Genomic DNA, 14,401 nt, shown 5'->3' on the forward strand with positions numbered 1-14,401 from the left:
GTCAGTTCTTCCCTTCGCGGAGCGGTTCGGTGCGGAGCGGTTCGGTGCGGAGCTGTTCGATGCGGTCGGCGAGGAAGCCCCACGTCCTCCAGAACTCGTCGAGTTCGGCGCGACCCTGCGCGTTGAGCGTGTAGACCTTGCGCGGCGGGCCCTTCTCGGAGGGCACCTTCTCGACGTCGACGAGGCCGCGCTGCTCGATGCGTACGAGCAGCGCGTAGATCGTGCCCTCGGCGAGGTCGGCGAAGCCGTGATCGCGCAGGCGCGCGGTGATCTCGTAGCCGTAGGCGGGAGCCTCGGCGAGGAGGGCGAGGACGATCCCCTCGAGCGTGCCCTTCAGCAGTTCGGTGAGCTGTCTGCCGCCCACGATGTCTCCTGACTATTCAGTGTTGCTGAGTACCGGTACATAGTAAGCACGAGTACCGGTATATAGCAACACTGAATAGTAGAGGTTTGTCGGACATCGGGCGGATTGTCGGACGAGTTCTCACCACTCCGTCCGACAATCCGCCCGATGTCCGACAAACCCACGCGGCGGGCCGGACAGAGGCTTGCGCGGGCGCTCAGCGCGACGAGCTACGCGGGCTTCGAGGCATCCGCCCCGTCGCCCGAAGTGAACCGCTCCTCGATGTCGGCGACCATCTTGCGCGCGTTGGCGAGCGCCGCGGCCGCGAGGAGCGACCCGATCACGACGAGGATCCACGGCGTCGTGAACCACGCGAGCGCCGCCACTAGCACGAGCCCCGAGACGATGCTCAGCGCGACGAGCGGCTTCGCGCCGAGGTAGTAGATCGAGAGGCGCCAGACGTCGCGTGTGCGGAACCCGAAGAGCGCGACGACCACGAGCGCGTTCACGGCGATGACCGATACGACGACCGAGAGCACGATCGAGATGCCCGCGAAGATGCCGCCCGCGCCGACGGCCTGCCCGAACGCGATGTTCATGCCGAGCACCGTGAGCACGGCGAGCACGGGCACCCACACGAACAGCACGTCGCGGAGGTCGCGCCACCACGACCGCCAGAACCGCGGCCACACGACGAGGTCGTCGTCGCGCTGCCGCGCCCGGAACGTCGTGATCGCCGCCGCGAACGCGGGGCCGACGGGCACGAGGCTGAGCGCGAACAGCGGGATGTTGCTCGGGTGCGGCTCGAGGAGCACGAGCCCCGCGATGCCCGGCAGCGACGCGAGCACGAACGCGATCTCGGTCACGACGACCCAGTACACGTTGCGAGTGATGCGCCCGAAGAGCCCGCTCCACGGGCCGGGTCGCTGCTGGGTCTGCTCACTCATCGTCGTCACCGTACCCCGGCCGTCTGTGCGTACCCGGGGATGCGCGCATCGTCGATCCACGCCTCGGTCTCGTCGCGCACAGGGTCGATCTCGACGATGGTCACCTCGTGCTGCGAGAGGGTCAGGTCGAGGTTCAGGATGCCTCCCGCCGCGCGCGCGGCGCGCTGCTCGACGGTCGGCCGCGACGCCTCGTGCAGCAGGTCGAGCTGCCGCGAGGTCGGGTGGTGGGGTCGGCCGAGGTCGCGCCACGCGTTCCACGCGTTGCCGTCGGTCTCGCTCACGCGAAGGCGGTGCACGGATGCCGCGGGGCCGGCCACGGGCAGCGCGAGCCGCAGCGAATGCGACGCGGCCCCGGCATCCGTGCCGTCGACGGGCTGCCACGCGAGGATCGCGAGGCGTCCGTCTGCATGCCGAGTGACGAGGTGGTCTGCGCCGCGCGCGAGGATCTCGGCGCCGAGCCGCGCCATGAACGTGTAGAGGTGGTACGTGGGCTTCGCGAGCTGGCGGTGGCCGAGCAGGCCGAACCCGCCGTGGAAGATCGAGGTCGGGATGTTCTCCTCCTCGAAGACGTCGCAGAACGTCCAATACGAGAACGAGTCGGCGAAGTCGCCGCCCGAGGCGAGCACGGGGGCGAGGTAGGTCGCGTTGTACGCGGTGTCGTGCACGGGGCTGTCGGGCCGGTACGACGTGTTGAACTCGGTGATGTGCGTCGGAAGGCCCGCGAGGGCGGTTCCCTCGAGGTGGCGGCGCGGGGCGTCGAACTGCTCGAGGAGCGTCTCGGGGCGAGCGAGCGTCTGGTAGACGCCGAACGGCACATGCTGCGACGGCCCCGACGTGTATGCATGCCGCGAGACGAAGTCGACAGGCGAGCCGCTCCGTTCGACGAAATCGGCGAACGGGCCCCACCACTCGTCGGAACCGGGCGAGATCGCGGGGCCCCCGACCTGCAACGAGGCATCCACGTCTTTGATCGCACTCGACGTGATCTCGTAGAGCCGGTGGTAGGCCGCCTGGTCGGCGCCCTGCCAGAAGTGCGTGAGGTTCGGCTCGTTCCACACCTCGATCGGCCACGTGCGAACCTCGTCGATGCCGTAGCGGTCGATGAGATGGCGCACGACGCCCGTGACGAGGTCGACCCATTCGCGCTCGTCGGCCGGAGGGGTGACGTTGCCCTTCCACCAGAACACCGTCTGGTCGCCCGAGGCGAGCCCCGACGGCATGAAGCCGAGCTCGACGAACGGGCGGATGCCGAGCTCGAGCCACGAATCGAAGATCTGGTCGGCGTACGTGAACGCGTGACGCACGCGCCGCTCGCCGCCGTGCTCGTATGGCCGGTGGATGCCGACGTCGTCGGAGAGCAGCCCGTGCCCGCGCAGGTGCTTGAACCCGATCTCGCGCTGCACGCGCTTCAGCGACTCGACGTAGTCGTGCCGGAGCGCGAGGTTCAACCGGCCCGTGCCGACGCATTCGCGCCACGCGTCGGACAGGGTGCCGATGGGCTCGGCGGGAACGGCGACGGTGGCGGTCATGACTCTCCTGGCGGACGAGGTGGCAGTGCGGTGCGAACAGCCGAAGGTCCGGCCGCGCCTTTCGAAGGACGCGACCGGACCCCGGTTCAGGGCATGGGCCCTCTTATTACTTCTTGTCGGCCTTCGCCTCTTCGGCGGCGGCCTTCATCGACTCCTGCTGGCGCTCGTAGGCGCCGTTGATCATGTCGATGTACTCGTCCATGTTCGCGGCCTCGAGCTCGCCGACGTAGTCGTCCCACTCGTCGAGCGAGCGGTCGCCCGTGATGAACTTCGCCGTGTTCTGGCGCACGAGGTCGAGGAGGGCGGTCTTCCAGAGGCCGGCCTGCTCGTTCTCGAGCTCGTTGAGCGGAGCAGCCGGAGCCGTGGCGAGCTGCGTCTTCGTGAGCATCGACGAGACGAAGTCCTTCGTCTCGGGGAGCATCATCGAGGTGCGGAGGTCTTCCGTGCCGCCCTCGGCAGCCATCCACACGCCGTTGGCGAAGCCGCCGTCGACGTTGAGGAGCTTCGTGGCGCCCGGGTTGAGCAGGCCCTTCGAGCGGTCCCAGTCAGCGGTGAAGGTGCGGACGTCGCCCTTCTTCGTGAACTGCTCGCCCTCGACGCCCCACTTGGCGAACTCCAGGCCCTCGTCGGAGTAGTACAGCCAGTCGACGAACTGGAGGAGCGCCTTGAAGTTCTCCTTGTCGGCAGCCTTCGACGAGATCATGAGGCCCGGGAGGCCGTCGACACGGCCGCCGGCCGCGAGGTTGTCGCCTGCAGGGCCGCCGGGAACGCGGATGAGCGCGACCTCGGCGTCGGTGTTGCCGACCTCGCTGAACGAGTTGCGAGCCTGCGAGAGGAACTGGTCGTTGCCCGAGATCACGAGCGAGTCGCCGTTGAAGAAGTGCGCCTTCGCCTCGTCATCGCTCTGCGTGACGCTCGCGGGGTCGAGGAGGCCGTCTTCGACGAGGCCGTGGTAGTACGACACGAGGTCCTTGTACTCGTCCTGCGCGGCCGCGTACACGAACTTCTTGCCGTCCCACCAGGCGCCCGAACCGGCCGAGAGGCCCCAGCCGGCCGTCGTGCCGAAGTTCGGCGCGGCGAAGTTCAGGGCACCGCCGAGGGGGTCGGGGTCGTTGAACTCGTCCGAGATGACCATCTTGTCGGGGTAGGCCTTGTGGACCTTCGCGAGGTCCTTCTGGAAGTCGTCGAACGTCTTCGGCTCGTAGCTGAGGCCGAGCTCGTCCCAGATGTCCTTGCGGACGACGTAGCTGTACTGCGGGACGACGATCTCCGAGACGCCGGGCAGGATGTAGAACTTGCCGTCGGCCTGACGCAGGTTGTCGACGTCGGCCTGCAGGCCCCACTTCTCGACCTTGTCCTCGAAGTTCGGCATGTACTGCACGAAGTCGCTCACGGGGAGGATCGCGCCGCCCGAGACGAACGGGGTCTCCTGGCCGGGGTAGGTGATCGAGATGATGTCGGGTGCGTTGCCCGAGGCGATCGCGGCCGAACGGGCGTCTTCGTAGCCGACGCGCGGAGCGCTCTCGACGTCGAACGAGACATCCTGGTTCTTCTTCAGCGCCGTGAGGATGGGCCAGTCCTCCTGCAGGGGGTAGGCCTCGTGGTCGCGGTAGAAGAGCCCGAAGGTGACGGGCTCGGTCGCCTTGAACGTGTCGCCGACGCCGAATTCCTTCATCGCGCCGACGTCCTTGCCGGTGAAGTCGAAGGACGGAGCGTCACCGGATGCCTCGGGGGCGCTGCAGCCCGTGAGGATGAGGCCCGTGGCGGCGAGGCCGGCGACGACCGCGGTCGTGAGACCGCGACGGCGGAGCCGACGCGTCGTCGCGCCAGTCTGCTGTGTCATGTGGGGGTTCCCTTTCTTGGTTGGGTCACTCGTGGAGCGGGGTGGAAACGTGGTGCGGTGCGGAATCAGGCCTTGACCGAGCCGAGCATGACGCCCGACACGAAGTACTTCTGGAGGAACGGGTAGAGGCAGACGATCGGCAGCACGGTGAGGAGCATCGTGACGGCCTTGACGTTCGCCGCGATCTGGAGGCCCTCGTCGGAGTCCTGCGGCTGCGACGACGCCATGAGCAGGTTCCGCAGGTACACGGTCACGGGGTACAGGTCGGGTTTCGACATGTAGAGCACGGCCGAGAACCACGAGTTCCAGAACGTCACGGCGTAGAACAGCACCATCGTCGCGAGCACGGCCTTCGAGAGCGGGAGGACGATCCGCAGCAGGATGCCGTAGGTCGTGAGCCCGTCGATCGAGGCGGCTTCTTCGAGCTCTTCGGGGAAGTTCTCGAAGAAGGACTTCATGACGAGGAGGTTGAAGATGCTGATGGCGTTCGGCACGACGATCGCGAGGATCGAGTTGCGCCAGCCGAGGGAGTTGATGAGCACGTAGTTCGGGATGATGCCGCCGCTGAAGAACATCGTGAAGACGGCGATGCCGATGAAGACGGCCCGGCCCTTCAGGTGCTTCTTCGAGAGCGCGTACGCGAACATCGTCGTGAGCACCATCGAGATGGCCGTCGCGACCGACGTGTAGAGGATCGTGTTGCCGTAGTTGCGCCAGAACATCGGGTCGCTCATGACCTGCACGAACGTCGTCGTGTTGAAGCCGCGCGGGATGATGTTGACCTGGCCGGCGTTGATGTAGCCCTGCGAGCTGAAGGCGACGGCGATGACGTTCAAGAACGGGTAGAGCGTCACGAAGCAGAGCCCGATGATCACGACGGCGTTGACGACGCGGAACACCGTGTAGGCGCGCGAGTCCTTGATGCCGCCCTGCTTCTTGGGCTTGAAGAGCTTCGCGACCGATCGGTCGGCCGGCGTCGAGATGCTGGTCGTCAAGTTGCCGGTCACCACAGGCTGGCTCCTGTCACGCGCTTGGAGATGAAGTTCGCGCCGAGCACGAGGGCGAGGCCGATGAGGGCTTCGAAGAGGCCGACGGCGGTCGCGTACGAGAAGCTGCCCGAGCCGATGCCCACTCGGTAGAGGTAGGTCGAGAGGATGTCGGCCGTCTCGAGGTTCAGCGGGTTGTAGAGCAGGAGCACCTTCTCGAAGCTCACGTTGAGGAACGAGCCGATGTTGAGGATGAGGAGCACGACGATCGTCGGCGCGATACCCGGGAGGGTGACGTGCCAGGTCTGCTTCCAGCGGTTGGCGCCGTCGATGCGGGCTGCCTCGTAGAGCTGGGGGTCGATCGTCGTGAGGGCGGCGAGGTAGAGGATCGTGCCCCAGCCGACGGTCTGCCAGATCTCGGAGCTCACGAAGATGGGCCGGAACCACTCGGGCTTCTGGATGAAGTCGATCGGAGTGCCGCCGAAGGCGTCGATGATCTGGTTGATCGTGCCGCGCGTCGAGACGAGTTGGAGCACGAGGCCCGCGACGATGACGACCGACATGAAGTGCGGGAGGTACGAGATCGACTGCGCGATGCGCTTGAACTTCGCCGAGCGGAGCTCGTTGAGCATGAGTGCGAGCACGATCGGGAGCGGGAAGATCAGCACGAGGCAGACGGCGCCGAGGATGATCGTGTTGAAGAACACCCGCCAGAACGTCGGGTCGTTGATGAACATCTCGAAATAGTGGAAGCCGACCCACTCGTCGCCGAAGATGTTGCCGCCCGGGCGGTACCTGCGGAACGCGATGATGTTGCCCGCCATCGGCAGGTACTTGAACACCACGAGATAGACGATCGGCAGCAGGAGCAGCGAGTAGAGCCGCCAGTCTTTCGCGAGAGCACGGCGCCAGGTCGTCTTCGCCGACTTCTTCGGCGCCGGCGACGGCGAAGCGGTCGGCGACGTCGCGGGCTCGGCCCGCACACCCCCGACCTGCTCGACATCGTCGGTGACGACGAGATTGTTGATCGACAAAGCGCTCCCTTGCGTCGCTCGATCCGGTAGGACTGCGTCTCGAAAGGTTTCGAAAGTTTCGGTGATTCCTGCGAGACTTGTAGACCATAACCCGCGTTCTGATCGATGTCAACGTTTTCATCGTATTCTGGAGACCGACTTGGCGCTCCGACTCCGTTTTTCGGGACGCCCGGCCCGAGACATCCGCCGTCGCCGAGAGGAACCGCAATGCCGCGATTCGACCTGCCGCTCCAAGCGCTCCGCGCCTACCTGCCCGAGGTCGACGAGCCGACCGACTTCGACGGGTTCTGGGCGGCGACGCTCCGCGAATCGCGCGCAGCGGGCGCCACCGCCGAGGCAGCTGGCGCATCGGGCAACGCGGTCGTGCGCACGCCCGTGCCGTCGCCGCTCGCACTCTTCGACGTCGAGGACGTCCGCTTCCCGGGCTTCGCGGGCGACCCCGTGCGCGCGTGGCTCGTGCTCCCCCGCGGGCTCCCGCGGCCGCTCCCCGCCGTCGTCGAGTTCGTCGGCTACGGCCGCGGCCGCGGCCTCGCCCACGAGCGCCTCCACTGGCCGTCGGCGGGGTACGCGCAGCTCATCGTCGACACGCGCGGTCAGGGCTCGCAGTACGGCACGGGCGGCGCGACGCCCGACCCCCACGGATCGGGCCCCGCGGCGCCCGGCTTCCTCACACGCGGCATCGACGCCCCCGAGACGTACTACTACCGCCGCGTGTTCACCGACGCCGTGCGGGCGATCGACGCCGTTCGGACGTTCCCCGAGATCGACCCCGCGGCCGTCGCCGTGGTCGGCAACAGCCAGGGCGGGGCCATCGCGATCGCCGCCGCCGGCCTCTCCGACGGACTCGTCGCGGTGCTGCCGAGCGCCCCCATTCTCTCCGACCTCCGTCGCGTCATCGGACTCACGGGCGAAGAGCCGTACGCCGAGATCGTGCGGTACCTCGCCGTCCACCGCGGCGCCGAGGATCGCATCTTCGAGACGCTCTCCTACTTCGACGGCGTCTCGTTCGCGAAACGCGCGACCGCGCCGGCCCTCTTCTCGACGGGCCACATGGACACGATCGCACCGCCGTCGGGCGTCTACGCCGCGAAGAACCACTGGGGCGCGCCCGCCGAGCTCGTCGACTACCCGTGGAACCACCACGAGGGCGGCGAGAGCGTGCACTGGGAGCGGCAGGCGGAGTGGCTCGCCGAGGTGCTCGCCTACGCTTGATGCGTGGACTGCGCGTACTTCGACGCGGGCGTGTGTCGCTCGTGCGCCCTCATGGGCGAGCCGTACGACGCTCAGCTCGCGGGCAAGCAACGGCACGCCGAAGACCTGCTCGCGCCGTTCGGCGTCGGGGCGTGGCTGCCCCCGGTCGCGAGCCGCGAGGGCGGCTACCGCAACAAGGCGAAGATGGTCGTCGGCGGAACGGTGGATGAACCGACCATCGGAATCCTCGACGCCGACGGGCACGGGGTCGACCTCGAAGCCTGCGGAATCTGCTCGCCGGGGCATCGCGCCGCGTTCCCGGTCATCGCACGATTCATCCGTCTCGCGCGCATCGCGCCGTACGACGTGACGACCCGTCGCGGCGAGCTGAAGCACCTCATCGTCACCGAGTCGCCCGACGGCGAGCTCATGATCCGGTTCGTGCTGCGCTCGACCGAGCCCGTGGCGCGCATCCGCAAGCATCTGCCGACCCTCCTCGACGAACTGCCGAACGCGCGCGTCGTGAGCGTCAACCTGCTGCCCGAGCACAAGGCCGTCGTCGAGGGCGACGCCGACGAGATCGTGCTCACCGAGCAGCAGACCCTGCCGATGCGGCTCAACGACGTCACGATGCACTTGCGGCCGCAGAGCTTCTTCCAGACCAACACCGAGATCGCCGCCGCACTGTACCGAGAGGCGCGCGAGTGGATCCGCGATCTCGCGCCCGACGATGCGTGGGACCTGTACTCGGGCGTCGGCGGGTTCGCGCTGCACCTCGCGACGGCGGCGGATGCTTCGGGGAACGGCCCTGCGACCGGCACCGCCGTCACGGGCACCGCAGTCACCGGCATCGAGACGAGCGTCGAGGCCGTCGCGAGCGCCGAGCTCAGCCGAACGGATGCCGCGCTCGACCGCGTGCGCTTCGAATCCGGGGATGCCACGGCCTTCGCCCTGGGTTCCGACCCCGCCGACGCGCCCGCCCTCGTCGTCGTCAACCCGCCTCGCCGCGGCATCGGCCCCGAGCTCGCCGATTGGCTCGAGGCATCCGACGTGCCCTACGTGCTCTACTCGAGCTGCAACGCCGCGTCGCTCGCGAAAGACCTGCGCCGCATGCCGTCGTTCACGCCGACGAAGGCGCGCGTCTTCGACATGTTCCCGCAGACCACCCACTTCGAGGTCATGACACTGCTCGTGCGCGGCTGAAACCCAGCCGCCCCTTCGCCGCACCGCCACCCCGCGCAGCCACCCCGCGCCGCCAGGCACTCGGCGAAGCACTTTCGACCTGAGCGCCGGTGCCGAAGTGCCGCCGGCCCGAGGATGCTTCGCCGATTCACCTGTGCCTGCGCATGATCTGCATGCGCCGGTGCCGAAGTGCCGCCGCTCGCCGCAGGGAAAGCGCCTCCCCGACGCGCGCTACGCGCCGAGCGACGCCGTGAGCCGTGCGAGCTCGGCGAGCCGCGACGCTCGGTCGCGCGGCACGCCCGGCACACCGGGACGCTGCTGGTCGGGGCGCGGCCCGGCGAGCGGGCGGTAGTCAACGCCTTGCTCGTCGAGCCACGCGAGGTAGGCGGGCAGCCGTTCGGAGAACGAAGCCCAGTCGAGCGGCCCGCCGTTCCACGCGACCTCGGCGAACGCCCCGAGTCGGGGAAGACGGCATAGTCGAGGCGCGCACGCGTGTCGAGGTGCTCAGTCCACACGTTCGCCTGCACGCCCACGACGCGCGCCCGCAGCGCGTCGGAGGCGGCGGCAGGCCCCGAGTCGGGCACGGGATCGAACGACGCGACGTCTTCGAGGGAGAGCACGGTGCCGACGGGGACCGGCTCGACGGGGGCATACGACTGCCGGTAGTCGAAGTAGGTCCAGAGGTCGGGGCACAAGACGACATCGTGTCCGCGGCGCGCGGCGAGGGATGCTCCGACCGGACCCCGCCACGACGCGATCACCGCGTCACGGGGCACGCCCGAGGCATCCGGCCCCTCGAGCATCTCGTCCCACCCGATCACGCGACGTCCGCGGGAGGCGAGGTGCGCGGCGACGCGGGCCAGGAACCACGCCTGCAACTCGTGCTCGTTCGCGATCCCCCGCTCGCGCATGAGCTCTTGCGTGCGCGCGTCGCCGTGCCACCGGATCTTCTGCGCCTCGTCGCCGCCGATGCCGACGAGCTCGTCGTCGAACACGCCGCACAGCTCGTCGAACACGTCGCATACGAACGCGAGCGTCGACTCCTCGACGTTCAGCACCTCGTCGTCGATGCCGAACCGCGTCCACGGCTCGGGGTTCCGTGCGCGAACGTCGCCGACCGCGCCGACGCCGAGCTCGGGATACGCCGCGAGGATCGCCTTCGCGTGCCCCGGCACGTCGATTTCGGGCACGATCCGGATGCCTCGCCCGCGCGCGTATTCGACGAGCCCGCGCAGCTCGGCCTGCGTGTAGAAGCCTTCGTGCGGCACGCCGTCGAGGGTCGAAGCGGGTCCGTGGCCGAGCTGGGTCTCAGACCGGCGCGAGCCGACCTCGGTCAGCCTCGGATGCCGAAGCACCTCGAAACGCCAGGCCTGATCGTCGGTCAGGTGCAGTTGCAGCACGTTGAGGCCGTGCGCCGCGATGAGGTCGACGAACCGTCGCAGCTCGTCGATCGGGCGGAACCGCCGCGCGACGTCGAGCATGACGCCACGCCAGGCGAAGCGCGGCTCGCCGTCGAGGGCGAGCGGGGCACGATCGACGCGGACCCCCGACGCGCCGGCGGGCAAGCCGTCGCTCACGCGCCGGCCGCGAGCTCACGCGCGCGGGCGAGCGCTGCGCCCGTCGCGCGGTCGAACGTCTCCTTGAGCTCGGCCTCGTCGAGCACGGCGATCGCACGCTCGGTCGTGCCCTTGGGGCTCGTGACGCGACGGCGGAGCTCGGCGGGCTCCTCGCCCGAGGCGGCGAGGAGTTCGGATGCCCCGAGGAAGGTGCCCTGCACCATGCGCGCCGCTTCGTCGGGCGTGAAGCCGAGGTCGATCGCCGTCGCCGTGAGCTGCTCGATGAGGAAGAACACGTAGGCGGGCCCCGAGCCCGAGATCGTCGAGAGCGCGTCGAGCTGCGACTCGGGCACGACGAGCACATCGCCGACGGTCGAGAACAGCGTCTCGACGAGCGCGAGGTCGTCGGGCGTGGAACGCGTGCCCGCAGAGACGCCCGTGACGGCACGGCCGACGACGGCGGGCGTGTTCGGCATCGTGCGGATCACCGACACCGAATCGGGAAGGATCGACTCGAACGTCGCGACCGTGACGCCCGCGGCGACCGAGACGACGACCGCGCCGGGCTCGAGCGCATCGGCGATTTCGCGCAGCAGGTCGGGCACCATGGCGGGCTTCACCGCGACGACCACGAGCTTCGCGCCCGCGACCGCGAGGCGGTTGGCCGAGGCATCCGTCTCGGTCGCATACGCCGTGACGCCGGGGAGCGCCGCCGACGCGGCCGCCTTCTCGGCCGTGCGGTTCGTCGTGCGGATGCCGGCCGTCTCGACGCCGGGGCGGAGGAGCCCCGACAGCACCGCCCCCGCCATCGAACCCGCCCCGAGGAAGGCGATCACGGGCAGCGTCACGGGGTCTTCGGCAGTCATGCGACCATCCTAGGATTGCCTGCATGAGCGCATCAGGCGGCAGCAAGGCCATCGTCGCAGCATTCCTCGCGAACCTCGGGATCGCGATCACCAAGTTCATCGCGTGGTTCTTCTCGGGCTCGGCCTCGATGCTCGCCGAGGCGATCCACTCGGTCGCCGATTCGGGCAACCAGCTGCTGCTCATGCTCGGCGGACGACGAGCGCAGAAGGCTGCCGACAAGGAGCACCCCTTCGGCTACGGCCGCGAGCGGTACGTCTACGCGTTCGTCGTCTCGATCATCCTGTTCTCGGTCGGCGGCGTGTTCTCGATCTACGAGGGCGTCGAGAAGCTCACCCACCCGCACGCCCTCGAGAACGCGTGGCTGCCGATCCTCGTGCTCGTCATCGCGATCGGCCTCGAGTCGTTCTCGCTCCGCACCGCCGTCAAGGAGTCCAACCACATCCGCGGTCGCCAGAGCTGGATCCAGTTCATCCGCCGCGCGAAGGCGCCCGAGCTCCCCGTCGTCCTCCTCGAAGACATCGCGGCCCTCCTCGGCCTCGTGTTCGCGCTCCTCGGCGTCGGCCTCACGGTCATCACGGGCAACGTCGTCTTCGACGCGATCGGCACGCTCATGATCGGCACGCTCCTCGTGATCGTCGCGATCGTGCTCGGCATCGAGACGAAGAGCCTCCTCGTCGGCGAGGGCGCGAGCGACGACGACAACGCCGCGATCGAGAAGGCGATCCTCGACGGCGACGAGGCCGAGCGGGTCATCCACATGAAGACGCTCTACCTCGGCCCCGACGAACTGCTCGTCGCCGCGAAGCTCGGCTTCTCGGCCGACCTGAAGCTCGCCGAGCTCTCGGCAGCTACGAACGTCATCGAGCAGCGCATCCGCACGGCCGTGCCGTCGGCCCGTGTCATCTACCTCGAACCCGATGTGTACGTCGACCCGAACCAGCCGGCTCCGCCGACGGACGCGATCGTCATCAAGGGGCTCGAGTGACGGGTCCGACCCGCACCGCCCTCGTGCTCCGGCACGACCCGTCGATCGGCCTCGGCAACCTCGAGCCCACGCTCGTCGCGCGCGGCTACGAGGTCATGACGGTCGACACCCCCACGACGGATGTCTCGGCGCTCGACGCGCTCGCGCCCGACGTCGTCATCGTGCTCGGCGGCGAAGAGGCGGCCTACGAGACCGACCGCCACCCCTACCTCGCCGACGAGATCGCGCTCCTTCGCGCCCGCATCGACGCCGAAGCCCCCGTCTTCGGCGTGTGCCTCGGGGCGCAGCTGCTCGCGTCGACCCTCGGCGCACGCGTCTACAAGGGCGCTCGCAAAGAGGTCGGCTGGCTCGAGGTCACGCCGACCGCGGCCGGCGCCGACTCGCCGGTGCGGCACTTCGCCGGGGTGCCGGCCGTCCAGTGGCACGGCGACCACTACGAGTTGCCCGATGGCGTCGAGCTCCTCGCGTCGAGCCCGCAGTACCCGAACCAGGCGTACCGCCGCGGCGACTGGCTGCTCGCGGTGCAGTTCCACCCCGAGGTCGACGACGCCATCCACGAGGACTGGCTCGCCGCCTGGGGCGACGAGCTGCCCGAGTACGGCACGACGGCCGAGCAGCTGCGCGCGGAGCGCGCGTCGTACGGACCGCGTGCGGGCGAGGCATCCGCAGTTCTTCTCGGCGAGTGGCTCGACGGCGTCGAAGCGCGCCGCGCCGCGGCCTGACTGCGCCCGACGCGAGCGCCGGCTTCAGCGGCGAGCGGCGAAGAAGTCGACGAGCAAGGCTCCGGATGCCTCGGCCTCGACGCCTGCGAACACCTCGGCCCGGTGGTTGAGCCGCCGGTCGCGGAGCGCGTCGTAGACGCTGCCCGCGGCGCCGGCCTTCTCGTCCCAGGCTCCGAACACGACCGTGGGGATGCGGGCGGCGAGGATCGCGCCCGCGCACATGACGCACGGCTCGAGCGTGACGACGAGCGTGCAGCCCGGCAGCTGCCAGTCGTCGCGTGCGAGGGCGGCCTCGCGGATCGCGAGCACCTCGGCGTGAGCGGTGGGGTCGTGCCGCAGCTCGCGCTCGTTGTGGCCGCGCCCGATCACCCGGCCGGACTCGTCGACGACGACGGCGCCGACCGGCACGTCCTGCGAGTCGACGGTCTTGGCGGCCTCTTCGAGGGCGAGGAGCATCCACTCGCGGTGGCGAGGCTCGGCCGCAGATGCTGCCATGCTCCCCTCCCTCCGCGAAAGGCCCGTCGATAGACTCGAGCCTATGCGAGTCCACGTTGCGGATCACCCGCTCATCACCCACAAGCTGACGGTGCTCCGCGACGAGAACACGCCTTCGCCGCTGTTCCGCTCGCTCGTCGAAGAGCTCATGACGCTCCTCGCGTACGAGGGCACGCGCAATGTGCGCGTCGAGCCGGTCGAGATCCAGACGCCGGTCGCGACGACGACCGGTGTGCGCATCTCCGATCCGAAGCCGCTCATCGTGCCGATCCTGCGCGCGGGGCTCGGCATGCTCGAGGGCATGGTCAAGCTGCTGCCGAGCGCCGAGGTCGGCTTCCTCGGCATGGCGCGCGACGAAGAGACGCTCGAGCCGACGACGTATGCCGAGCGGCTGCCCGACGATCTCAGCAACCGGCAGTGCTTCGTGCTCGACCCCATGCTCGCGACGGGTGGGTCGCTGTCGGCCGCGATCGAGTTCCTCCTGAAGCGCGGGGCGACCGATGTGACGGCGATCTGCATCCTCGCGGCGCCCGAGGGCTTGAAGGCCGTCGAAGAGGCCCTGCACGGGCTCGACGTGACGATCGTGCTGGGCGCGGTCGACGAGCGGCTCAACGAGCACGGCTTCATCGTGCCCGGGCTCGGCGACGCCGGCGACCGTCTGTACGGCACCGTCTGAGGCCGGTTTCCGGGCGGTTCGGATGTCACAGACGCGTCGACGCGG

At 69.0% G+C, this 14,401-nt stretch carries 13 protein-coding genes and 1 pseudogene; 5 read left to right on the forward strand and 9 right to left on the reverse strand.

Features of this window, described 5'->3' with window-relative positions; all coding sequences use genetic code 11:
* Nucleotide 1: 1 nt before the first annotated feature.
* The 6 genes from ET445_RS02065 to ET445_RS17515 form a co-directional block, all read right to left on the reverse strand.
* Nucleotides 2-364, reverse strand: coding sequence for a PadR family transcriptional regulator (locus ET445_RS02065; protein ID WP_129188387.1), 363 nt, complete (start codon nt 362-364; stop codon nt 2-4).
* A gap of 209 nt (nt 365-573) precedes the next feature.
* Nucleotides 574-1,290 carry a DUF624 domain-containing protein gene (locus ET445_RS02070; RefSeq protein WP_129188388.1) on the reverse strand — a complete coding sequence of 239 codons (717 nt, stop codon included), beginning with the start codon at nt 1,288-1,290 and terminating at the stop codon, nt 574-576.
* A 5-nt stretch (nt 1,291-1,295) separates the two neighbouring features.
* Entirely contained in the window at nt 1,296-2,819 is a 1,524-nt protein-coding gene (locus ET445_RS02075; protein ID WP_129188390.1) for a GH39 family glycosyl hydrolase, read from the reverse strand.
* 106 nt (nt 2,820-2,925) lie between these two features.
* Nucleotides 2,926-4,662: an ABC transporter substrate-binding protein gene (locus tag ET445_RS02080; protein WP_129188392.1), complete on the reverse strand. Its 1,737-nt coding sequence runs from the start codon at nt 4,660-4,662 to the stop codon at nt 2,926-2,928.
* A 65-nt stretch (nt 4,663-4,727) separates the two neighbouring features.
* Nucleotides 4,728-5,645: a carbohydrate ABC transporter permease gene (locus ET445_RS17510; protein WP_424922892.1), complete on the reverse strand. Its 918-nt coding sequence runs from the start codon at nt 5,643-5,645 to the stop codon at nt 4,728-4,730.
* Between the two features lie 20 nt (nt 5,646-5,665).
* Complete coding sequence (locus ET445_RS17515) at nt 5,666-6,676, reverse strand: ABC transporter permease (protein WP_424922893.1); 1,011 nt, start codon at nt 6,674-6,676, stop codon at nt 5,666-5,668.
* 213 nt (nt 6,677-6,889) lie between these two features.
* Between ET445_RS17515 and ET445_RS02090 the strand changes: the two genes are divergently transcribed.
* Nucleotides 6,890-7,894: an acetylxylan esterase gene (locus ET445_RS02090; protein ID WP_129188394.1), complete on the forward strand. Its 1,005-nt coding sequence runs from the start codon at nt 6,890-6,892 to the stop codon at nt 7,892-7,894.
* Nucleotides 7,895-7,897: 3 nt separating this feature from the next.
* Nucleotides 7,898-9,076, forward strand: a complete 1,179-nt coding sequence (gene rlmC / locus ET445_RS02095; RefSeq protein WP_129188396.1) for a 23S rRNA (uracil(747)-C(5))-methyltransferase RlmC — start codon at nt 7,898-7,900, stop codon at nt 9,074-9,076.
* 452 nt (nt 9,077-9,528) lie between these two features.
* Here the strand turns inward: rlmC and ET445_RS17765 are convergent.
* A pseudogene (locus ET445_RS17765) lies at nt 9,529-10,632 on the reverse strand (beta-N-acetylhexosaminidase); the annotation flags it as partial.
* Nucleotides 10,629-11,477 (reverse strand): pyrroline-5-carboxylate reductase, encoded by an 849-nt coding sequence (proC, locus tag ET445_RS02105; protein ID WP_129188400.1) that lies wholly within the window; start codon nt 11,475-11,477, stop codon nt 10,629-10,631. The pseudogene ET445_RS17765 and the gene proC, both read right to left, overlap by 4 nt.
* 23 nt (nt 11,478-11,500) lie before the next feature.
* Between proC and ET445_RS02110 the strand changes: the two genes are divergently transcribed.
* Nucleotides 11,501-12,463, forward strand: a complete 963-nt coding sequence (locus tag ET445_RS02110) for a cation diffusion facilitator family transporter (RefSeq protein WP_129188402.1) — start codon at nt 11,501-11,503, stop codon at nt 12,461-12,463.
* Nucleotides 12,460-13,185 carry a glutamine amidotransferase-related protein gene (locus tag ET445_RS02115; protein ID WP_129188404.1) on the forward strand — a complete coding sequence of 242 codons (726 nt, stop codon included), beginning with the start codon at nt 12,460-12,462 and terminating at the stop codon, nt 13,183-13,185. The genes ET445_RS02110 and ET445_RS02115 overlap by 4 nt, the downstream gene beginning before the upstream one ends.
* A 24-nt stretch (nt 13,186-13,209) precedes the next feature.
* Here the strand turns inward: ET445_RS02115 and tadA are convergent, their stop codons facing one another.
* Nucleotides 13,210-13,680: a tRNA adenosine(34) deaminase TadA gene (tadA, locus tag ET445_RS02120; protein ID WP_208008501.1), complete on the reverse strand. Its 471-nt coding sequence runs from the start codon at nt 13,678-13,680 to the stop codon at nt 13,210-13,212.
* A 43-nt stretch (nt 13,681-13,723) separates the two neighbouring features.
* Here tadA and upp point away from each other — a divergent pair, with 43 nt between their 5' ends.
* A complete protein-coding gene (gene upp, locus ET445_RS02125) occupies nt 13,724-14,356 on the forward strand; it encodes a uracil phosphoribosyltransferase (protein WP_129188406.1) in 633 nt (210 codons plus the stop codon).
* Nucleotides 14,357-14,401: the final 45 nt, after the last annotated feature.

Source organism: Agromyces protaetiae (genome assembly GCF_004135405.1).
GTDB lineage: Bacteria > Actinomycetota > Actinomycetes > Actinomycetales > Microbacteriaceae > Agromyces > Agromyces protaetiae.